This is a genomic window from Arthrobacter sp. BGA-UO-ETr-C19, from assembly GCF_059568005.1.
Genome location: NZ_JCAQPC010000015.1, coordinates 14,210 through 33,820, shown reverse-complemented (window position 1 = coordinate 33,820; position 19,611 = coordinate 14,210). Strand labels below are relative to the sequence as shown.

The following is a 19,611-nucleotide window of genomic DNA, read 5'->3' as shown; positions in this document are numbered from 1 at the left end:
TCAGGCACCCAATCCGAGAAGCCGGACGGCATTGTGCTTGAGGATCTTCGGCCGCACTTCGTCCTTCAGGGGCAGGTCCGCGAAGGCACCCAGCCACTTCTGCGGCGTGATGAGGGGGAAGTCCGTGCCGAAGAGGACCTTGTCCTGCAGGAACGAGTTGGACGCCTTCACCAGGGACTCCGGGAAGTACTTGGGCGACCAGCCGGAGAGGTCGATGAACACGTTGGCCTTGTGCGTGGCGATGGAGTTGGCCTCGTCCTGCCACGGCACGGAAGGGTGGGCCATGATGATCTGCAGCTCCGGGAAATCCGCGGCCACCGCATCCAGCAGCAGCGGGTTCGAGTAGGCCAGCTTGATGCCGTACCCGCCGGGCAACCCGGCGCCCATGCCGTTCTGCCCGGTGTGGAAAATGGCGGGCAGGCCAAGTTCCTGGAGGGTTTCCCAGAGGGGGTAGAAGCGCTCGTTGGAGGGATCGAATCCCTGCAGGCTGGGGTGGAACTTGAATCCCCGGGCGCCCAGTTCCACGGCCTGGTGCTTGGCACCGGCGATTGCGTCCTCGCCGGTTCGGGGGTCGACGCTGCCGAAAGGGATGAGGACGTCGTTGTTCCGCGCGGCGCCGGCGATGAGTTCGGGGATGCTGTTGGGCTCGTGCTTGAGCTGGGTCCGGGCGTCCACGGTGAAGACGACGGCGGCCATGTTCAGTTCGCGGTAGGCCTCGGCGATGCGATCCAGGGACGGGGTGCGGTCTTCGGCCTTGAAGTACTTCGCGGAGGCCTCGGTCAGGGCTTCAGGCAGGGAGCCGTGGCCGCAGCTGTCCACTTCAAGGTGGACATGCATGTCGATCGCGTCAAGCTTTGCAGCGTCGATGCCCAGTTCGTAGCGGGTGGTGGCCATGTCAGCGCACCTGCGCCGGTTCGGGCTGGACAGGTTCGGGCTGCAGCTCAACCGGCAGCGGCAGGAATTCCTCGCCAACGCCCTGCAGCGTGTCTTGGGTGAAGAGGGCGCCCGCGTTCTCGCGCAGGGCCTCGTAGCTCCAGCCGCCGTCGCGGTATTCGGTGGTGGCTGCCGTCGGGTGTGTCCAGACCTGCAAGCGGTCCCCGCCGGCGCCGATGGCCTGGCCGGTGATGCCGGCGGCTTCGTCGGAGGCAAGGAAGGCAACCAGCCCGGAGACGTCGTCGGCCGTTCCGAATCCCAGGTCGTGACGGAAGAAGGACGGCATGGCCTCGCCGCGCTCGTCCGCCTCCACAGCCTTCTGGAAGTAGGGGACCGTCTTGGTCATGGCGGTGGCGGCGATCGGGATGACGGCGTTGGCCGTGACGCCCGCCTTCTTCATTTCCAGGGCCCAGGTCCGCACCATGCCCACGATGCCGGCCTTGGCGGCCGCGTAGTTGGTCTGGCCGAAGTTGCCGCGCTGCCCGGTGGGGGAGCCGATGGTGATGATGCGGCCCTGAACGTTGTTTGCCTTGAAGTAGGCGAAGGCCTCGCGGACACAGGTGAAGGTGCCGCGGAGGTGGACGTTGATAACGGCGTCGAAGTCCTCATCCGTCATCTTCAGCAGGCTCTTGTCGCGAAGGATGCCGGCGTTGGTGACCAGGATGTCGAGCCGGCCAAAGGCGTCGACCGCCGCCTGGACCAGCTGCTGTGCGACGTCCGTGCTGCCGACGGGCGCGACGACGGCGGCCGCCTTACCGCCGTCGGCCTCGATGGTCCGGACCGCTTCCGCCGCGACGTCGCCGTCAACGTCGTTGACCACGACGGCGGCACCCTGGCGGGCGAGTTCGCGGGCGTAGGCCAGGCCCAGACCGCGGCCGCTGCCCGTGACGATTGCTACTTTGCCTGACAGGCTCATTGCTGCTCCTTTGCTAGCGGATCGTGCATCCTGCCCTCCGGCATGGGATGCTGTTCTGTATCCATGAAAATCTGGATAGTTGAAAAAGTCAATGATTATTTTTGATCACTATTGGAGATTCCATGACTGAGACGGTGACGGGGCAGCAGTTCGCCCCTGCGGCGGAGAAGCTTGTTCCTGCCTCCATCAGCAGCGACGCGGGCTTTCTCCTGGCGAAGCTCCATGCCGCGGGATCGGTGGTTAACAACCGGGCGCTGGAGGAGTTCGATCTGAAGGAGCGCTCGTATTCGGTGCTGGCCCTGGCCGCGAGCGGCCTTGAGCCGAGCCAGCGCGAGATGGCCGATTTTCTCAGCCTGGACCCCAGCCAGATCGTCTCCCTGGTCGATGACCTGGAGAAGCGGGCCCTGGTGCTGAGGGCGCCTGGAAAGCAGGACCGGCGGGCCAAGATCGTGACGGCGACCGCCGAGGGGCAGCGGTTGTTCAGTGCGGCCACGGAATCCACCCGCCGGGCCGAGTCGGAGGCGCTGGACCGGCTGGACCCGGAGGAAATAGCCGAGCTGAAGCGCCTGCTCCGCAAGGCGCTGTGGCCCGGCCTGGAAGACTAGCGGAGCCGGCGTTCGCGGGTCCTGGCGATTGGCCGAGTAGGGCTGTTCTCGTAGTGTTTGTTGAATGACGGGGGAACGCACAGGCTGGGTCGAAGTACCGGGGGCAAATATCTACTGGGAGGCCTCGGGGAATCCCGCGGGAATTCCCGTACTCTTCCTCCATGGAGGTCCTGGCGCCCCATTAGGACAGGGCTACCGAACGCTTCATGATGCCGCACGGTTCTGGACCATTGGGCTTGACCAGCGTGGCTGCGGGAGGAGTACGCCAGCCGTCCAGGACGACCTGGCCAATTTGTCCGCGAACACCACCCAGGCCCTGATCCAGGACATCGAAGCCGTCCGCAGGCACCTTGGGGTGGAAAAGTGGATCGTTACCGGGGGCTCGTGGGGAAGCACACTTGCCCTGGCTTATGCCCTCACACATCCTACTCGCGTATACGGAATCGCCGTGGCGGCCGTGACCACCTCAAGCCGCGATGAGGTCCAGTGGATTACGGAAGGCGTGGGGCGGATCTTCCCGGAAGCCTGGGAAGAGTTCTCGACGGCAGCCAAGTGCAGACCCGGTGAGCGGGTGGTGGAAGCGTACGCCCGGCGCCTGGCCGGAAGGGACCGGGACGACGCCGAGGCCGCAGCCTTGGCGTGGGACCGGTGGGAATCGACGCACGTCTCCTTGGATCCGCGGTGGCAACCGGGTGCCATGTTCGACGACGACCGTGAGCGCATGACCTTCGCGATTCTCGTTACCCATTACTGGTCCCATGACGCTTTCCTCAGCGATGGGGAAACCGTCATGGAAAGGATCCACGAGCTCAACGGTATCCCCGGCCACCTCATTCACGGCCGGCGGGACGTGAGCGGGCCCGTCATCACGCCCTGGAAACTTCATCAGCGCTGGGCAGATAGCCGGCTCATTGTCATCGAGAACGAAGGGCACGGTGGCCCGGAATCGGTGGCCGCGCTTGTCCGCGCCGTTGAGGAAATCGCGGCTGGTTTGTTCTGAACATGCTTACCAGGGGGCATAACAGAACGGCACATCGTGTTTTAGGCTTACTCCACTGCCCGCGTCTGCCCGTCGCGAGCTGAATGAAGAGAGGGAGAACCTATGCAGCCGGACCTTGGCCAGCGCGCCGCGAACGAGCACGCCGACGCCGCACAGTCCCTTCTTTCCGCCGCGGAGCAAGCCCTCTCAGGCGCCGATGTCGACGCCGAGCTGCAGATCAGGCTGGCCCAGGCGCACGCCACCCTGGCCCTCGCATTCGAAACCCGCGCCGCGGCCTATGACACCCGGACCGCCGCGTACGTCGGATATCTGGCGACGCTGAAATCTGAACCTCGATCGGACAAGAATCAGCACGCCGCCATCGTCGCGAAGCTCGTCCGCGACCGCCTCGGGTTCGAAGCCGAGTAGGCGGCGGCCCAGGGCGAGGCCAAGGAGGCTCCCGTGGCAACCATGTGGTGGAAACGCCTGTCAGACTTTGAACATGACCTGCGCACTGCTAGTGATGAAAGGGTTGAAGTGATGCGCCGGTGGGCAAGCGACAAGGAAGATTCTGCCGACGCTCCCGGCATGGGACGGGCACCTAAAGCGCGACGCCATTTCAGGCAGATGCGTGTCGCCGCCGAACACGAACTCTTTGAACGGGGCAAGTGGTGAAAGCCCGTTATTCGTCGATACCCGTGCTGAGGCTCAGCCCGCGCCATTGGTCCAGTTCCGCACGCTGCGCGTCGGCGACGGCGGCAAATGCACCGTAGGCGTCCTGGCCGAGAACCAGCAGCGACGGCGGGTTGGGGCTTTCGACGACGGCGATGATCGCCTTCGCCGCTTTGGCCGGGTCACCGGGCTGCGTGCCGTGGACGGTGTCATTCTCCTTGCGGCGTTTGCCTGCCGTCTCCGCATAGTCCGGAATCGGCGCCGCCGACTGCGTGAGGGAGCGCCCGGCGAAGTCGGTGCGGAACGCGCCGGGTTCGATGGCCGTGACACTGATGCCGAGCGGTTGGAGTTCCTTGTGCAGCGAACCCGACAGGCCCTCCAGGGCCGCCTTGGTGGCGGAGTAGTAGCCGGAACCGGCCGGCGAAATGCGCGCACCAATAGAGGAGATGTTCAGGACCGCCCCCGCCCGCTTGGCGCGCATGTCCGGCAGGACTGCTTTGATCATGTCGACGGCGCCGAAAAGGTTCGTGTCGAACAGCTGGCGGATGTCGGCGTCGTCCGCTTCTTCCACGGCGGCACGGTAGCCGTAACCGGCGTTGTTAACGAGGACGTCGATGCCGCCGAACCGGTCCTGCGCCTGCTGCACCGCAGCGGTGATCTGTTCTTTGTCGGTCACGTCGAGGGGGAGGGCCAGCGCGGTGTCGGGGAAATCGGCCGCGATGTCCTTCACCGCGTTGACGTTGCGTGCGGTCACGACGGCGTTGTGGCCATGGGCGAGCACCGCCTGGGCGAGGGCCCGGCCCAGTCCGGTCGAGCAGCCTGTGATCAGCCATGTAGTCATTGGATCTACCTTTCGTTGGTTGTTTGGGACTGTTAAGAAGTCTGGTGCGGGGCGGGCCGGATGAAAAGGCTGGCGACTGTGGTGGCAAGCAGCGCGCCGAATACCGCCACACCAATGGCGCCGCCGAGTTGGCGGAACGTGTTGAAGACCGCGCTGGCGGTGCCGGCCCGGTCGGCGGGAACGCTGTCCAGCACGTGGGCCGTGACCGGCGGGATGGCCAGGGCTCCGCCGATGCCGATGGGGATCATCAGGACGGTCACCAGGGCCAGGGACCCAAGCGGTGCGGTGGCGAGCATGGCCGTCAGCCCGAGCACCATGGTCAGTTGCCCGGCAGCCGCCGGCAGACGTGCCCCAAAGCGTGCCGCGATTCGGCCGGCGACGACGTTACTGGCCGCGATCAGTACCGAGGTGGGGAGGAACGCCATCCCGGTGACCAGCGGGGACAGGCCGAGGTGCTGCTGGAGAAAGAGGCTGACCACGAAAACCATGCCGTACCAGCCGACCATGAAGGCGAAGCCGACGGAGAGTGCGATCCGCAGCCCGGCGGAGCGGAACAGGTCCAGCGGCGTCATGGGGTGGGCGCTCACCACTGCTGGCCCACGGTGCCGCCGCCAAGCTGCCGCCCGATCGCCGCGAGGGCGACGTTGACGATCAGCGCATCAAGGGTGATGACGAAGAAGCCCAGCAGGGACACGGTGAGCGCCGTCCGGCTTTTGCCGGGATCCGGCTCGCGGGCGGGCGGGCCGAGAGGGGTGGCGGCGCTGGTCCCGAGGTTTTCTTGTCCACGGTGGGGAGGTCGGAGTGTCACCCCTCCAGAAAACCGCACTCCCGGCAGGCGTGGGAGTGCCTGTTAAGACAGGTAACGGCAGTGCCTCCCACCGCGGGGAGGCACCTTCTCGACCGTCAGGACTGACCGAGCACGGTGAGAACGATGAGTACGCAGTTCAGGCCGACGATGAGCGTGGCGCTGGTCCAGCCCGCAATCTTCAGCGGCATCGAATCTGTGTGGATGCCCATGACCTCGCGCTTCCCCGTGAGCCGGATCAGGGGAATCAGCGCGAACGGAATGCCGAAACTGAGGAGCACCTGGCTCAGGACCAGGGCCAGCGTCGGTTCGATGCCCGCGCCGAGGATCACCAGTGCCGGAATCAGGGTGATCACCCGCCGGGTCAGCAGCGGTATACGGACCTTCAGCAGACCGCCCATGATGGTGGCGCCGGCGTAGCAACCCACTGAGGTGGACGCCAGCCCCGAGGCAAGCAGGCCGATGGCGAACACGACGCCGATGGCCGGGCCCAGTGCCGACGTCACCGCAGCGTGCGCGCCGGCAATGGTGTCGGTACCTTCCACGCCGCGCAGGCTGGAGGCTGCCAGCAGCAACATGGCAATGTTGACGACGCCGGCCAGCATCAGGGCGCCGGCTACGTCGAACCGGGTGGCCCGGATCAGGCGGGTCCTGATGGCAGGATTCTCGGAGAAGCCGTGCCGGTCCCGGGCGAGGGCGGAATGCAGGTAAATGGCGTGCGGCATCACCGTGGCACCGAGCATGCTTGCGGCGAGCAGGACAGTGTCGGTTCCCTCGAAACGCGGCATGAGCCCGGACAGCGCACTGCCGGCGTCCGGCGGATTGACGAACAGCCCGGACACAAACCCGACGGCGATCACGCCGAGCAGGATCAGAATGGCCACTTCAAAGGACTTCTGGCTGCGGTTCGACTGCAGCGACAGCAGGAGCATCGACGCGAGGCCGATGATGATCCCGCCGGCCAGCAGCGGAAGTCCGAACAGCAGGTTCAGTGCGACGGCACCGCCGATCACTTCGGCCATGTCCGTGGCTCCGGCCACGATCTCCGCCTGCGCCCAGTACGCCCGCCGGCGGCGGGTCCCCAGGCGCTTGCCCAGAATCTCGGGAAGACTCATGCCGGTGGCCAGGCCCAGCTTGGCGGACTGGTACTGGACCAGCACGGCCATGGCATTGGCTGCCACGAGCACCCAGACCAGCAGGTAGCCGTAGCTTGCCCCGGCCGTCAGGTTGGCCGCAACGTTGCCCGGGTCGACGTAGGCGATGGCCGCCACGAACGCCGGACCCAGCAGCAGCAGGCGCGACCAGACCCGTGCCGGCGCGGTGCGCTCTGAAAGGGTCGAAACAGCCATCATTCATCCTCGTCATTGGGGGTACCGATAAGTCGAGGATAGCGGAGATTTAGGCATACCGAAAAGTAGGGATTAGGCGCACAAACGGATGCTGGTTTTGATCAGTACTCATCCCTTCCTTTGCCCTTGAGAGGAAAGTGCCCCGCACGCCCCGGTGGGGCAGTGCGGGGCCTTCCTAGCGGCAGTCCCACGAATCTGTGTGGCAACTGGGGACAAGGTACTGGAGCAATCCTTCGGGCAGGCTTGTTAACAACTGGGAATTCCCTGAGAATCAGGGCGATTCGGCACCTGGTCCGGCGCACTGCCCGGCGGCCGGGCCCCGCAAGACGGGCGAGCGTAGAGAGCCGGACTTGAGGAAACCCCCGGCCAAGCGGGCCGTCTGATGTGGGTACACCCCCTGATCTGGGGGAGGACGTGGCCGCCTCGCGGTAGAAACGCCCCAGTAGGCGCCGGGCACAGTCCCTTGCCGCCGGTACGAACGGCGTCTCTGTCGGCAAAAACGGCCCAAGGTTTCCGCAAGGCAGCGTCCGCACTCTTGCACCGTCCAATGCAACGTTCAATCAGGGCGTTCAATCAACAAAATAGGCAGGTGCGTCATGAAAGCGTTCCACCCAATCAGAACAATTGGAGGTGATCGGACGGCGTCCCGTGGTGCGCCACGGCGCCCGAAGCACCCTCAAGGGAGCCGGCGGCGCCTGTTCGGCGTCCCTAACCGCGTCGTCGCGGCCGGCGTGGTCATGTCACTGGTGGCGGCCATCGGCCAGTCAGCAACCATCGCCGCCCAGGCAGTGACCGCCCCGGTGGGCGAGGGCTTCACCGTCACGGCGTCGGACCTTGCCTTCATCCTCAAGCAGATCAAGATCGCTGAAGCCCATGTGGCCAATACGACGTCGGCCACCGGCCCCTGTGGCGCCCTGATCGGCACGGGTCCCAACCAGATCCCCGACGCACTGACCTCGTACGGTCTCCGTACGGTCGACGGATCCTGCAACAACCTCTTGGCCGGGCGTGAAACCTACGGCGCCGCTGATCAGAAGTTCCCCCGCTACACCACGCCGGTCTTCAACGATGCAGACCCCGTGCCCGCCGGCTTCGGTCCCGCCGGCCCCACCTCTTACAAGCAGAAGACCGGGAACGTTTTTGACAGCAAGCCGCGCGACATCAGCAACCTGATCGTGGACCAGACCTCCACCAACCCCGCAGCCGTGGCTGCCGCCGGCTTCCCGGTCCGCACCCAGGGCAATGTGGGCGTCCACCCCTGCACCACCGACCCCGACCCGCTGGCCACCCCGCCGGTGGAGGGTGTTCCCGCCGGTTGCGTGCCGTCGCACAACACGCTCTTCATCCCGAACGTCACCACCGACGTCGGCCTCTCGCCACCGTACAACTCGATGTTCACGCTGTTTGGACAGTTCTTCGACCACGGCGTGGACCAGACCGTCAAGAGCGGCGGCAACGTTTTCGTGCCGCTCCGCGCTGACGACCCGCTGGTGGCCGGCAAGGACCACATCTTCGGCAACGCCGATGACCTGCCCGCCAACCAGCGCTTCATGGTGCTGACCCGTGCGCAGAACCTCCCTGGCCCCGACGGCGTCATGGGCACCGAGGACGATGAGCAGAATGCGTCGAACACGGACTCGCCCTACGTGGACCAGTCGCAGACCTACACGTCCCACCCATCCCATCAGGTGTTCCTGCGGGAGTACGTCAACAACACCGACGGCAAGCCAGTCGCCACGGGCAAACTGCTCGGCGGAGCAGCCGGCACCAATTCAGCCAACGGAATGGCAACGTGGGCAACCGTGAAGACCCAGGCGGAAACGCTGCTCGGCCTCAAGCTCGCCGACAAGGACGTCCTGAACGTTCCCCAGCTGGCAGTTGATCCCTACGGCAAGTTCATCCCCGGCCCGCTCCGCGGACTGCCGCAGTACGTGACGGCTACCGGCTTGGTCGAGGGCGATACGGCAAACCCGGTGCCGGTTCCCGCGAATGTCCGGTACTTCGATACCCCATTCCTGACGGACATCGCGCACAACGCCGACCCGTCCCCGCAGGACACGGACCATAACCCGGCAACCCCGCCGGTTACGCCGGCGCCCGACGCCGACAACGTGGCCTCTGCCGACTTCGCCAGCCAGGCCCCCGGCACCTACGACGACGAAATGCTGAATGCGCACTTCATCGCCGGTGACGGCCGCGTCAACGAGAACATCGGCCTGACCACCATCCACCAGATCTTCCACTCGGAACATGACCGGCTCGTGGACGATTTCAAGAACACCCTGACCAACGACACCTCGGCGACCGGCGTCGCGGCACTGGCGGAATGGAAGCTGGCCGCCGGCACCACCGACGGCTGGAACGGCGAGCGCCTCTTCCAGGCCGCCCGCTTCGTCACCGAGATGGAATACCAGCACCTCGTCTTCGAGGAGTTCGCCCGCAAGGTCCAGCCGGCGGTCCAGCCCTTCCACGTCTACCACACGGACGTGAACGCCGCGATCCACGCGGAGTTCGCGCATGCGGTGTACCGGTTCGGCCACTCGATGCTGACGGAGACCATCGCCCGCACCAACCCGGACGGGACGGACAACTCGATCCCGCTGCTGAACGGCTTCCTGAATCCGCCGTCGTTCACCGATGACGGACACGGACACCAGCTCACGTCCGAGCAGGCCGCAGGCGCCGTCGTCATGGGCATGAGCGACCAGGCGGGCAACGAGCTCGATGAGTTCGTCACCGACACCCTCCGCAACAACCTGCTGGGCCTGCCGCTGGACCTCGCGACCATCAACATGACCCGTGCCCGCGAAGCCGGCGTCCCACCGCTGAACGAGGTACGCCGCCAGATCCACGACTCCACCGGCGACGGGCAGCTTGCCCCGTATACCAGCTGGGCTGACTTTGGCCAGAACATCAAGCACCCCGAGTCGCTGATCAACTTCGTGGCCGCATACGGCACCTACCCGAGCATCGTCAACGCCGCCACCCTGGCGGACAAGCGTGCAGCGGCGAAGGCGATCGTGGATCCGGGCCCCGATGCTGTGCCTCCCACGGCGGACATGATCGACTTCATGAACAGCTCCGGAGCGTGGGCCAACCAGGAAACCGGCCTGAACAAGGTTGACCTATGGGTCGGCGGCCTCGCTGAGAAGACCAACCTCTTCGGCGGCCTCCTGGGCAGCACGTTCAACTACGTGTTCGAGAACCAGCTGACGGACCTGCAGAACGGCGACCGGCTGTACTACCTGGCCCGCACGCCCGGCATGAACCTGCGCACGCAGCTCGAAGGCAACAGCTTCTCCGAGATGATCATGCGCAACACCGACGGCGTGAATACGCTCAAGGCCGATGTGTTTGCCACGGCAGACTGCAAGTTCCAGCTGGGCAACCTGTCCGGCACGTCAGCTGGGTTCACCTCATTCGGTCCGACGGTCGCGGACGACACCACGACCACCGACTGCAACGAGAACGCTCTGCTCCTGCGGAAGCCTGACGGCACCATCCAGTACCAGGAGAAGAACACCGTCGATCCGTCCGGCATCAACGGCCAGTCCGTCTACAACGGCACTGACGGCGTGGACCGGGTCACCGGCGGCAACGACAACGACACCTTCTGGGGCAACGCCGGAAACGACGTCATCGAAGGCAACGGCGGTGACGACGTGGCGCTTGGCGGCGACGGCAACGACAGGATCACAGACCTGTCCGGTGCCGACGTGCTCAAGGGCGGGCCCGGCAATGACTACGTCAATGCCGGTATCGGCGACGACATCACGATGGGCGGCGACGGCCAGGACTTCATGAACGGCGGCGCCAACGACAACGAGACGTTCGCCGGGCCCGGCAACGATTTCGTCCGGGCCGGCGACGGTGCAGACGCCGTGTTCGGCGACGGCGGGGACGACTGGATCCAGGGCGGCTCCGGCCAGGACCTGCTCCAGGGCGACCACGGGGCACCGTTCTTCGATGACCCGGCACAGACCAAGCCGGGCAACGACATCATGGTTGGCCAGGTCGGTGAGAACGATTACGACGCTGAAGGCGGAGATGACCTCATGGCCTCCAACGCGGCGATCGACAGGTTCGCCGGTGCGGCCGGGTTCGACTGGGCCATCCACCAGTACGACACGGTGGGCGCCAACGATGACATGAAGATCAACCAGAACCTGGGCGGCCTGCCGCTGCAGATTGTGGTCAACCGCGACCGCTGGCAGGAGACGGAAGCCAACTCCGGATCCGCGTTCGACGACGTGATCAAGGGTGACGACCGTGCCCCCAGCACCGTAGGCGGCGCCGGCTTCAGCGGCTGCGACGTCCTCGACCAGGCAGGTATCGACAGGATCGCCGGCCTGGGGGACATCCTTCCCGTGCCCAGCACTCCGCTGGAACCGATTGCGGCGGCTTCGGCAATGGGAGCCTGCCCGCTTGAGGGTCCGGTCTGGGGCGACGGCAACATCCTGCTCGGCGGCCTCGGCAGCGACCGGTTGGAAGGCCGCGGCGCCAACGATGTCCTCGACGGCGACCGCTACGTCCAGGTCCGGATCAGCGTCCGCACCAACCCGAGCGACCCGGCTACCGAGATCGGCAGCACCGACCTCATGGAGCACACCTACCAGGCGGGCAACCCCCACACCCTGGAGGCCGACGTCGCCGCCGGTGTCATCGACCCCGGCAACCTGGTGGCAGTCCGTGAAGTCATCACGCCGACGGCGGCCCAGACCTCGGGCAACATCGACACCGCAGTGTTCTCCGGTCCGGAGGCCAACTACACCGTCACCACCACCGGCGGCGACGGCACCCTCGGCTCAGCCGGCTCGACCACGACGGTGACCGACAACGTCGGCGCCGACGGCACCGATACGCTGCGGAACATCGAGTCCCTGGCCTTCGCCGACACGGTGGTCACCAACGCTCCGGTCATCGGCGTCGCAACCGCCGGCAACGCCCGGGCAACGGTTACCTGGACCGCGCCGACCATCGGCATCGCCAGCAGCTTCAACGTGAAGACGCTCGATGTGACGGTGAACCCGGCCGGCGTCCAGGTGGGAAGCCTGCTGACGGCGCCAGGCACGGACACCAGCCTGGTGGTGCCGGGACTGACCAACGGCAACAAGTACGTGTTCCAGGTTTCGGCAACGAACGCCCAGGGCACCAGTCCGTTCTCGGCAGCGTCCAACGTGGTGATTCCGGCAGCAACCGTCGAAGTTCCCCCGCCGCCCGCGGCCACCGCACCCGGCGCTCCCACCGGAGTGACGGCAGTGGCGGGCAACGCAGCCGCCACGCTGGCCTGGACTGTCCCTGCCTCCGACGGCGGTGCACAGATCACAGGCTACGAGGTCCGCACCTTCATCGGCGCCGCAACCACCCCGGCAAGGACCCTGACGGTCGGAACCGGCACGGGCGCCGTCGTGGACGGACTGATCAACGCCACCGGCTACACCTTCGACGTGGCAGCGATCAACTCCGCCGGCACCGGCGCCAGGTCGGCCCGGACGGCAGTCACCACGCCGCGGACGGAATTTGTCGCCCCGACGATCACCGCACGCACCCCGGCAGCCGGGGCAAAGTCGGTCAGCCAGGCCAACAACCTGACTGTCACCTTCAGCGAGCCGGTTGCGAACGTCAACAGCGGAACAGTGGTGCTGCGGCTCGGAACCAGCGTGGTCCCGGCAACGGTGAGCTACAACAACGCGACCCGGACGGCAACGCTGAACCCGACTGCCGACCTCCTGGCGGACCGGAACTACAGCGTGGCTGTATCCTCCGTCCGCGACACGGCCGGAAACGCGATGGCGTTCACCTCATGGCAGTTCACCACAGGACCGGCCCCCACGCTGGTCTCGGTGAGCCCCGCGATCTCGGCACGGGGCGTGTCACGGACGGCCAACGTGACGGCCCGGTTCAGCGAACCGATCACCGGAGCCAGCACGGGAACGGTGGTGCTGCGGCTCGGCACAACGGTCATCCCCGCTGCGGTGAGCTACAACAACGTCACCCGGACAGTGACGCTGAACCCGTCGGCCACTCTGGCAGCGAACCGGACCTACTCCATGTCGATCTCGTCCTCGATACACGACCTGGCCGGCAACCCGTTCGTCCCGCGGAGCTGGACCTTCACCACCGGAACGCGGTGACCGGGTACAACTGCTGATCTGAAATCAAGGGTGCGGGGACCGTCTGTTTTGCAGACGGTCCCCGTTCCGTTGTGCCGTTGGGGCCATAATGGCGGAGTGGTTTCCCGCCCGCACTGCCAAGGGCCAAGCAACGGTCACGGCGGTGCCGGACAACATTGACTGGTGTGACGACACCGGCAGGAACAACCGGGTGGCGGGGGCCGTCGTCGTTCTCCTGCAGCGGGCATCGTGTGTATCGCCGGTGAAGCCGTTGACCATCAGCCGGTAATGTTCCGATTCCCTTATGGATTTAAGCGCGTTTTCCGGTCGTTGCCCCTGCTGCTTTGCACTTGGCCCTGAGAAAGGACTGCTCTGCTTGTGAGAGCAGGTGTTCGCCGTGCTGGTCCTGGGCGACGTGGCCGCCCGATACCTGGTACACCACGTTTGCCACGGTCCGCGGAAGAACCACGCAACCGGGATTTTCTATGAGCCACTTCTTCGTGGGCTCATCAAGCTCATTCCACCACTCATCAATCGGCCGTTGGCCCATGATGTGCTCCTCGGATTTGAGACCCTACATAAATTGACTGCGGCGTCGGGGCTTGCGCTTCAGGCCGCCGCATGACGTGCAGATATCGCCAAAACACACATCGCCTAGTTACTCATGCCCACCTGCCCCCAATCGCGGCACCGGTCCGTCGACATCCCGCTGTCCCGTCCCGGGCACGGCGCTGTGCATGCGGTGTCGACAGGAATTCACGAATCTCTAAATTGGTAATCAGTATCGAGTGTGGTCCCGATGCGGGGAGGGGTCAAGGGGTACCCGTAACGTCGCGCAACCCGGCGGCGAAAGCCATTCTTGGTGGTCAAACACTATGCGGGGCAAGTGACGGTGGAGTAGCTTTTACACGTCCGGATGGCCGTGCGGCGTCCGCCAGCGAAGACCCAGCTGCCACCGCCACGAGGAGCACCGGATGACACGTAAGACAACGGGCCCCCTCGCTGACTTCGGCAGCGGGGACCTCGCCGCCGCTGGCGGGAAGGGTGCCGCCCTGGGCGAACTGGTGCGGCAAGGGTTTCCGGTGGCTGAGGGATTCGTCATCACCACGGACGCCTACCGGTTGCTTCTCGCCGAGACGGGGCTCGGGGCAGCCATGGACGGCATGGATCCAAACATGCCCGACGGCGGCGCCCTCCGTGCGCTGTTCGCGCACTTTGGCATGCCCGCAGCCTTGCGGGCGGAGATTGGCGGGGCATATTCGGCGCTGGGAGGGGGCGCCGTGGCAGTGCGTTCCAGCGCCACCGCCGAAGACCTGCCCGGGGCGGCGTTCGCCGGCCAGCAGGACACGTTCCTGAACGTCGTCGGCGAGGAGGCAGTGGCCCGCGCGGTCTCTGACTGCTGGGCGTCCCTCTGGACGGACCGGGCCATTGCCTACCGGCGGCGGCAGGGGATCGACCCCCGCGAGGTGGCGATCGCCGTCGTCATCCAAAAAATGGTGCCGGCCGACGCCGCCGGCGTCATGTTCACGGCGAACCCGGTCACGGGTGAGCGCAGCGAGACCGTTGTGGACGCCAGTCCGGGGCTGGGGGAGTCGGTGGTCTCGGGAAGAGTGACGCCCGAACACTACGTGCTGGACCGCGCGGGCAGGATCCGCAGCTTCCGTCCCGGCGGCGGCGAGGTGGTGATCAGCCCGGACGCAGGCGGCGGCACTCGGGAGCAGCCCGGCAGCCGCAGCCAGGTTCCCACCCTGGCCGACGCCCCACTGCGGGAGTTGGCTGACCTGGGCCGCAGGGCGCAGGAGCACTTCGGCCGGCCACAGGATATCGAGTGGGCGCTGGCCGGCGGCCGCATCCACGTCCTGCAGTCGAGGCCCATGACGGCGCTGCCGCCGCAGCCGCTGCGGCTCAACGCGGTACAACGGCGGGTTGGGCCGTTCTTCATCGAAATGTTCCAGGAACGGCCGTACCCGTTGGATGTGTCCGGCTGGATGGAGCAGGGGATCCTGGCCATGCTGCACCAGATGGCCGGCAGCGTCGGGGTGCGGTTCCCGGGGGTCGGGGATCTGCTGCCTGAGGAGGACGGCGTGGTGGTGCAGCTGGTACCGCCGGTCCCGCGGCTGACGCTCCGCGCGCTGGCTGCGCCGCTGACCCTGGCCCGCCGTGCGAGGCTGTTCAAAATGGCCGGCTGGAAGAACGATTCCCGGTTCACCACCTTCCTGGAGCAGGTGGCCCGGCTGAACGCACGGGATCCGGAGCCCCTCCGCTGGTCGGAGGTTGTGGGCCTTGCGGGGGAGTGCTTCGCCACGATGCAGGGCATCACCGACCTGCGGAGCTCCTACATGCCCGGAATATTCCTGCCCATGCTTCGGCTGCGCCTGATGCTCCTGCTGCTGGGCCGGATGAGGCTGGCCTCCGCGCTGATCGCGGGCGCGGAAACCCGGACGAGCCAGGCGAACCGGTCCCTGGCGCAGCTGGCCGCGATGGTCGGCGCGGATCCCGGGCTGGCCGGCGCCTTTGCATCATCTGACGCGCCGGCCCTGCTGCAGCTTGTGCAGCATGACCCGGAGCACGCTGCCTTCCGCGAGGCGTTCGCTCAGTTCCTGCGCGACTACGGGAACCGTGAAACGGTCAGCGTTGTGCTGAGCAGTTCGCCCACCTGGTCCGACGCGCCCGAGGTTGTGCTGGGGCTCGTCAAGGCGCTCCTGGGCCAGCGGCCCCGCACGGCCGACCAGACGGGCGCGGCGCTGGCCGAGCTGAAGCGCCATCCGCTCGTTCGGTTCAGGCGCATCCGGCGGCACGTGCTGGCCGCCGTCGACGATGCCCGGGCAGGCATGGCGTTCCGCGAGGACAGCCACTTCTACGCCACCAAGGTCATCCCGCCCCTGCGCCGCGCGTACGGGGAGCTTGGCCGGCGGCTGGTTGCCGCCGGTGTCATTGATGACGCCGGGGACGTCTACCACCTCAGATTTGCGGAACTGGAGACAATAACGGACGACGGCGGCGCGCTGCCGGCTTCCGTCCGGCAGCGTTACCGGCCGCTCGTGCAGGCCAGGGCGGCCAAACGCCGCGAACTCGAGGGGATTCCGCTGCTGGACACGGCGCTGCTGTTCAGGAACCGCCGCAGTGCCGCCGGCGTTCTGGTCTCCGGTACGCCGGCCAGCCGCGGCCGCGCTGAGGGGCCGGTAAAGATCATCAGGCGACCGGAGGAGTTCGGCCGGCTGCACAGCGGCGACATTCTCGTTTGCCCCTACACGAACCCGTCCTGGACGCCGCTGTTCCAGCGCGCGGCCGCCGTCGTCGTCGACATGGGAGGGCTCGGCTCCCACGCGGCGATTGTGGCGAGGGAGTACGGTATCCCGGCCGTCATGGGGACCGGCACGGGCACGGGCATCCTGGCCGAGGGGCAGCGCGTCATCGTGGACGGCGCTGCCGGCACGGTGGTGGCCGCCGGGGCTGACGATTAGGGGCCGAGCACGACGCCAACCAGAATGGCCGCGGTCGGCCGTGCCAGAATCGCCGCAGACAAGACCTTCGCGTATCTTGCCCGAAACTTTCGCCGATCTTGCCCGAACGGGGTGAGCATAAATACGAGGCTGAGAGGGGTGAACATCATGGCTGACGACAAAGAAGTGCTGGACTGGGTCTCTCCCCGCAAGCAGCGGGAAATCGACAACCAGGCCGCGTTCCTGCGCTTCCTCCTGGAGCGTGAAGAAGCGATCGCTCAAGAGAGCGAGAAATTGTATGGATGATTGGCTGCCCCAACCGCGATCGCCCGAAGTGAAAAGAGCTGAAGAGGCACAATTGCCAAGGGCATAGCAGCCGGCGGGCTCGTCGTCGTACTCCTTAGGGCAGACTGGTGGCATGAGCGGAATCCGGTGGGTACTGCACGTCGATCTCGACCAGTTCATCGCGGCGGTCGAAGTGCTCCGGCGGCCGGAGCTTGCGGGCAAGCCGATCATTGTCGGCGGTCGGGGTGACCCCACGGAACGTGCTGTGGTGTCGACCGCATCCTATGAGGCCAGGGCGTTCGGCGTAGGTTCCGGAATGCCGTTGCGCATTGCGGCCCGGAAAGTGCCCGACGCTGTGATCCTGCCCGTCGATCACGAGGCCTACCTCGCTGCGTCTGAAACTGTCATGGCTACCCTCCGCGCGCAGCCGGGTGCCACCGTGCAGGTGCTGGGCTGGGATGAAGCCTTTATGGGCACTGAGACAGACGATCCGGAAGCCTACGCCAGGCAGGTGCAGGCTGCTGTCCTGGAGCGAACGCAACTGCATTGCAGCGTGGGCATCGGCGACACCCTGGTCCGCGCCAAGGTCGCCACCGGTTTCGGCAAGCCGGCCGGGGTCTTCCGTCTCACTGCCGGGAACTGGCTCGACGTCATGGGCAGCCGGCCCACCAAGGACCTGTGGGGCGTCGGAACCAAAGTGTCGGGCCGGCTGGCCAAACTCGGCGTCAACACAGTCGCCGAGCTCGCCGCAGCCGACCCTCAAGACCTGGTCCCGGAGTTCGGCCCCAGGATGGGTCCCTGGTACGCGGAGCTCGGACGCGGGGACGGCGCCAGCGTTGTGGACGACACCCCGTGGGTTGCCCGTGGGCATAGCCGGGAGACAACCTTCCAGCACGACCTGACGGAGCCCGCCCAGGTGGACGAGGCCGTGCGGGAACTGACAGCGCGTGTCCTTGAGGATGTTGTGGCCGAAGGGCGGCCCGTGATTGGGCTGACCCTCAAGGTTCGGTATGCGCCGTTCTTCACGAAGACCCACGCGAGGAAGGTTCCCGAGACATTCGACCGGAACGAAATCCTCGCCCGGGCCTTGGATCTCGCCACCGCAATCGAAGCGGGCCGTCCAATCCGGCTCCTGGGCCTCCGCGCCGAAATGGCCATGCCCGACGATGCCCGTACGGGACATACGCCGACGCGCGGTGGTTGGTGACGGCGTCGCTCACTTCCCTATTCTCAGGCGGGGTAGGTTTGTGAAAAAAGGAGAGGTCAATGAGCGAGAAATTGCGTTGGGGCGTCCTGGGCACCGCCCGCATCGTCCGCAAGACAATTCCGGCGTTGCAGCAAACGAAAAACGGTGAGGTCGTAGGCATCGCTTCCCGCACCGAGGAAAAGGCCAGGGAATACGCCGACAAGCACGGCATCCCACAGGCGTTTGGCTCTTATGAGGCGCTGCTCGCCTCACCGGACATCGACGCCGTCTACATTCCGCTGCCGAACGCACTGCACCTCGAATGGATTCTCAAATCCTTGGACGCGGGAAAGCACGTCCTCTGTGAAAAGCCCTTGGCGATGAGCGCCGCCGAGTGCGAGGAGATTGCGCGCAAGGCAGACGAGACCGGGCTCAAAGTCCTGGAAGGCTTCATGTACCGTTTTCACCCGCGTTTCGAGAAGCTGCAGGAGCTGCTCGCAGCTGATGCAGTGGGCAAATTGACGTTTGTCCACGTCGGTCACTCCTTCGATGCGGGCAGGGACGACAACATCCGCTGGTATTCCGGGCTGGGCGGCGGCGCGCTTTTCGATACGGGATGCTACTGCGTCAACGTGAGCCGGATGGTCACGGCGCAGGAGCCGGCCCGTGTCGCCGCCTTTGGCAACTACCGCGACGCCAACGACGGAGGCCGGATTGACACCAGTATTGCGGGGATGCTGCGCTTCCCCGGCGCCGCAACCGCGCTTTTTGATACCGGAGTAAACCTCGAGCGCCGCAACTTTTTGGAAATCACAGGCACCGAGGGCCGGCTCTACCTCGACAATCCTTTTGGGCTCTTGGAAGAGGATTCGGTCCTGGAGGAGCATCACTTCGGGCAGGACACCATCTACCACGAGGTCAAGGGCGAAAACCACTTCGTACGGATGGGCGAACACTTCGCCGACAGCGTCCTAAACGGTACGCCGCTGCGCTACGATCTCACGGACGCGGCCAACAACGCGCGGGTGTTGGAAGATCTCGACACGGCAGCGCGGAACCAAGAGGGCATCTGAACCGAGAGCACATCCGGATCCCGGCTAGCTCGCCGGGTCGTACCCGAACTCGCGGAGCTCCTGCGCGCAACGGCAAGCCACCGCGATCTTCCTCGCCCACTCCACCGCGTCCTCGCGCGTCGGCAGCTCCAGCACGGTGAATCCACCGTTGAGTTCGGAGCCCGGATAGATCTCGGTGCTCACCGACCCGTCGGCGGAGACCAGCACGGGATCGACTTCCTCCTGAATCCCGCCGCCGAATACGTAGACGCCGGCAGCCTTCGCCTCCTCGATGACAGCGTGGGATTCGGCGGAGACGATCGGGAACTCCTCGTCGGTGATTACCATGGCTTCGCTCGGGAAGGAGATGAGGTATTTGGTCATGTCTCGATGGTGCCCCGCGGGCTGGCCGGACAGCAAGGGTTGTGGATC

18 protein-coding genes are annotated in these 19,611 nt (G+C 66.0%); 10 read left to right on the top strand and 8 right to left on the bottom strand.

The window, feature by feature from the left end:
- Both AC57BR_RS07445 and AC57BR_RS07440 read right to left on the bottom strand, forming a co-directional pair.
- On the bottom strand, positions 1–894 hold the full coding sequence (locus tag AC57BR_RS07445) for an amidohydrolase family protein (RefSeq protein WP_496359139.1): 894 nt from the start codon (positions 892–894) through the stop codon (positions 1–3).
- A gap of 1 nt (position 895) precedes the next feature.
- A complete protein-coding gene (locus AC57BR_RS07440) occupies positions 896–1,849 on the bottom strand; it encodes an SDR family NAD(P)-dependent oxidoreductase (RefSeq protein WP_496359138.1) in 954 nt (317 codons plus the stop codon).
- Positions 1,850–1,971: 122 nt separating this feature from the next.
- Here AC57BR_RS07440 and AC57BR_RS07435 point away from each other — a divergent pair, with 122 nt between their 5' ends.
- The 4 genes from AC57BR_RS07435 (at position 1,972) to AC57BR_RS07420 (ending at position 4,108) form a co-directional block, all read left to right on the top strand.
- Positions 1,972–2,454: a MarR family winged helix-turn-helix transcriptional regulator gene (locus AC57BR_RS07435; protein WP_496359137.1), complete on the top strand. Its 483-nt coding sequence runs from the start codon at positions 1,972–1,974 to the stop codon at positions 2,452–2,454.
- A 64-nt stretch (positions 2,455–2,518) separates the two neighbouring features.
- Positions 2,519–3,454: an alpha/beta fold hydrolase gene (locus AC57BR_RS07430; protein ID WP_496359136.1), complete on the top strand. Its 936-nt coding sequence runs from the start codon at positions 2,519–2,521 to the stop codon at positions 3,452–3,454.
- A 102-nt stretch (positions 3,455–3,556) separates the two neighbouring features.
- Complete coding sequence (locus AC57BR_RS07425) at positions 3,557–3,862, top strand: hypothetical protein (protein WP_496359135.1); 306 nt, start codon at positions 3,557–3,559, stop codon at positions 3,860–3,862.
- A gap of 33 nt (positions 3,863–3,895) precedes the next feature.
- Entirely contained in the window at positions 3,896–4,108 is a 213-nt protein-coding gene (locus tag AC57BR_RS07420; RefSeq protein ID WP_496359134.1) for a hypothetical protein, read from the top strand.
- Between the two features lie 7 nt (positions 4,109–4,115).
- Here AC57BR_RS07420 and AC57BR_RS07415 read toward each other — a convergent pair whose 3' ends face one another.
- From AC57BR_RS07415 to AC57BR_RS07400, 4 genes are all read right to left on the bottom strand, one after another.
- The gene (locus AC57BR_RS07415) at positions 4,116–4,946 is read right to left on the bottom strand and encodes an oxidoreductase (RefSeq protein ID WP_496359133.1); all 831 of its coding nucleotides are present in this window, start codon (positions 4,944–4,946) and stop codon (positions 4,116–4,118) included.
- A 32-nt stretch (positions 4,947–4,978) separates the two neighbouring features.
- Complete coding sequence (locus AC57BR_RS07410) at positions 4,979–5,533, bottom strand: MFS transporter (protein WP_496359132.1); 555 nt, start codon at positions 5,531–5,533, stop codon at positions 4,979–4,981.
- Positions 5,530–5,754 carry a hypothetical protein gene (locus AC57BR_RS07405; protein ID WP_496359131.1) on the bottom strand — a complete coding sequence of 75 codons (225 nt, stop codon included), beginning with the start codon at positions 5,752–5,754 and terminating at the stop codon, positions 5,530–5,532. The genes AC57BR_RS07410 and AC57BR_RS07405 overlap by 4 nt, the downstream gene beginning before the upstream one ends.
- A 95-nt stretch (positions 5,755–5,849) precedes the next feature.
- Positions 5,850–7,100 (bottom strand): Nramp family divalent metal transporter, encoded by a 1,251-nt coding sequence (locus tag AC57BR_RS07400; protein ID WP_496359130.1) that lies wholly within the window; start codon positions 7,098–7,100, stop codon positions 5,850–5,852.
- A 737-nt stretch (positions 7,101–7,837) separates the two neighbouring features.
- Here AC57BR_RS07400 and AC57BR_RS07395 point away from each other — a divergent pair.
- Together AC57BR_RS07395 and AC57BR_RS07390 are read left to right on the top strand one after the other, a co-directional pair.
- Entirely contained in the window at positions 7,838–13,234 is a 5,397-nt protein-coding gene (locus AC57BR_RS07395; RefSeq protein ID WP_496359129.1) for a peroxidase family protein, read from the top strand.
- Between the two features lie 88 nt (positions 13,235–13,322).
- Complete coding sequence (locus AC57BR_RS07390; protein ID WP_496359128.1) at positions 13,323–13,502, top strand: hypothetical protein; 180 nt, start codon at positions 13,323–13,325, stop codon at positions 13,500–13,502.
- A 21-nt stretch (positions 13,503–13,523) separates the two neighbouring features.
- On the opposite strand, the gene AC57BR_RS07385 is transcribed toward AC57BR_RS07390, so the two are convergent.
- On the bottom strand, positions 13,524–13,763 hold the full coding sequence (locus tag AC57BR_RS07385; protein WP_496359127.1) for a hypothetical protein: 240 nt from the start codon (positions 13,761–13,763) through the stop codon (positions 13,524–13,526).
- Between the two features lie 424 nt (positions 13,764–14,187).
- On the opposite strand from AC57BR_RS07385, the gene AC57BR_RS07380 reads away from it, so the two are divergent.
- The 4 genes from AC57BR_RS07380 to AC57BR_RS07365 all read left to right on the top strand — a co-directional run bounded on the left by AC57BR_RS07380 (position 14,188) and on the right by AC57BR_RS07365 (position 19,200).
- On the top strand, positions 14,188–16,677 hold the full coding sequence (locus tag AC57BR_RS07380) for a PEP/pyruvate-binding domain-containing protein (protein WP_496359126.1): 2,490 nt from the start codon (positions 14,188–14,190) through the stop codon (positions 16,675–16,677).
- 147 nt (positions 16,678–16,824) lie between these two features.
- On the top strand, positions 16,825–16,962 hold the full coding sequence (locus AC57BR_RS07375) for a hypothetical protein (protein WP_496359125.1): 138 nt from the start codon (positions 16,825–16,827) through the stop codon (positions 16,960–16,962).
- Between the two features lie 112 nt (positions 16,963–17,074).
- Positions 17,075–18,148 carry a DNA polymerase IV gene (locus tag AC57BR_RS07370; protein ID WP_496359124.1) on the top strand — a complete coding sequence of 358 codons (1,074 nt, stop codon included), beginning with the start codon at positions 17,075–17,077 and terminating at the stop codon, positions 18,146–18,148.
- Positions 18,149–18,207: 59 nt separating this feature from the next.
- Complete coding sequence (locus tag AC57BR_RS07365) at positions 18,208–19,200, top strand: Gfo/Idh/MocA family protein (protein ID WP_496359123.1); 993 nt, start codon at positions 18,208–18,210, stop codon at positions 19,198–19,200.
- Positions 19,201–19,224: 24 nt separating this feature from the next.
- Here AC57BR_RS07365 and AC57BR_RS07360 read toward each other — a convergent pair whose 3' ends face one another.
- A complete protein-coding gene (locus AC57BR_RS07360; RefSeq protein WP_496359122.1) occupies positions 19,225–19,563 on the bottom strand; it encodes a YciI family protein in 339 nt (112 codons plus the stop codon).
- Positions 19,564–19,611: the final 48 nt, after the last annotated feature.

Excerpts from the sequence above, each read along its gene's own strand:
- AC57BR_RS07390 (WP_496359128.1), top strand. The coding sequence starts at position 13,323 with ATGGCGGAGTGGTTTCCCGCCCGCACTGCCAAGGGCCAAGCAACGGTC.
- AC57BR_RS07365 (WP_496359123.1), top strand. The coding sequence starts at position 18,208 with ATGAGCGAGAAATTGCGTTGGGGCGTCCTGGGCACCGCCCGCATCGTC.
- AC57BR_RS07400 (WP_496359130.1), bottom strand. The coding sequence starts at position 7,100 with ATGGCTGTTTCGACCCTTTCAGAGCGCACCGCGCCGGCACGGGTCTGG.
- AC57BR_RS07375 (WP_496359125.1), top strand. The coding sequence starts at position 16,825 with ATGGCTGACGACAAAGAAGTGCTGGACTGGGTCTCTCCCCGCAAGCAG.
- AC57BR_RS07430 (WP_496359136.1), top strand. The coding sequence starts at position 2,519 with ATGACGGGGGAACGCACAGGCTGGGTCGAAGTACCGGGGGCAAATATC.
- AC57BR_RS07380 (WP_496359126.1), top strand. The coding sequence starts at position 14,188 with ATGACACGTAAGACAACGGGCCCCCTCGCTGACTTCGGCAGCGGGGAC.
- AC57BR_RS07445 (WP_496359139.1), bottom strand. The coding sequence starts at position 894 with ATGGCCACCACCCGCTACGAACTGGGCATCGACGCTGCAAAGCTTGAC.
- AC57BR_RS07395 (WP_496359129.1), top strand. The coding sequence starts at position 7,838 with ATGTCACTGGTGGCGGCCATCGGCCAGTCAGCAACCATCGCCGCCCAG.
- AC57BR_RS07435 (WP_496359137.1), top strand. The coding sequence starts at position 1,972 with ATGACTGAGACGGTGACGGGGCAGCAGTTCGCCCCTGCGGCGGAGAAG.
- AC57BR_RS07370 (WP_496359124.1), top strand. The coding sequence starts at position 17,075 with ATGAGCGGAATCCGGTGGGTACTGCACGTCGATCTCGACCAGTTCATC.
- AC57BR_RS07415 (WP_496359133.1), bottom strand. The coding sequence starts at position 4,946 with ATGACTACATGGCTGATCACAGGCTGCTCGACCGGACTGGGCCGGGCC.
- AC57BR_RS07385 (WP_496359127.1), bottom strand. The coding sequence starts at position 13,763 with ATGGGCCAACGGCCGATTGATGAGTGGTGGAATGAGCTTGATGAGCCC.
- AC57BR_RS07425 (WP_496359135.1), top strand. The coding sequence starts at position 3,557 with ATGCAGCCGGACCTTGGCCAGCGCGCCGCGAACGAGCACGCCGACGCC.
- AC57BR_RS07360 (WP_496359122.1), bottom strand. The coding sequence starts at position 19,563 with ATGACCAAATACCTCATCTCCTTCCCGAGCGAAGCCATGGTAATCACC.
- AC57BR_RS07440 (WP_496359138.1), bottom strand. The coding sequence starts at position 1,849 with ATGAGCCTGTCAGGCAAAGTAGCAATCGTCACGGGCAGCGGCCGCGGT.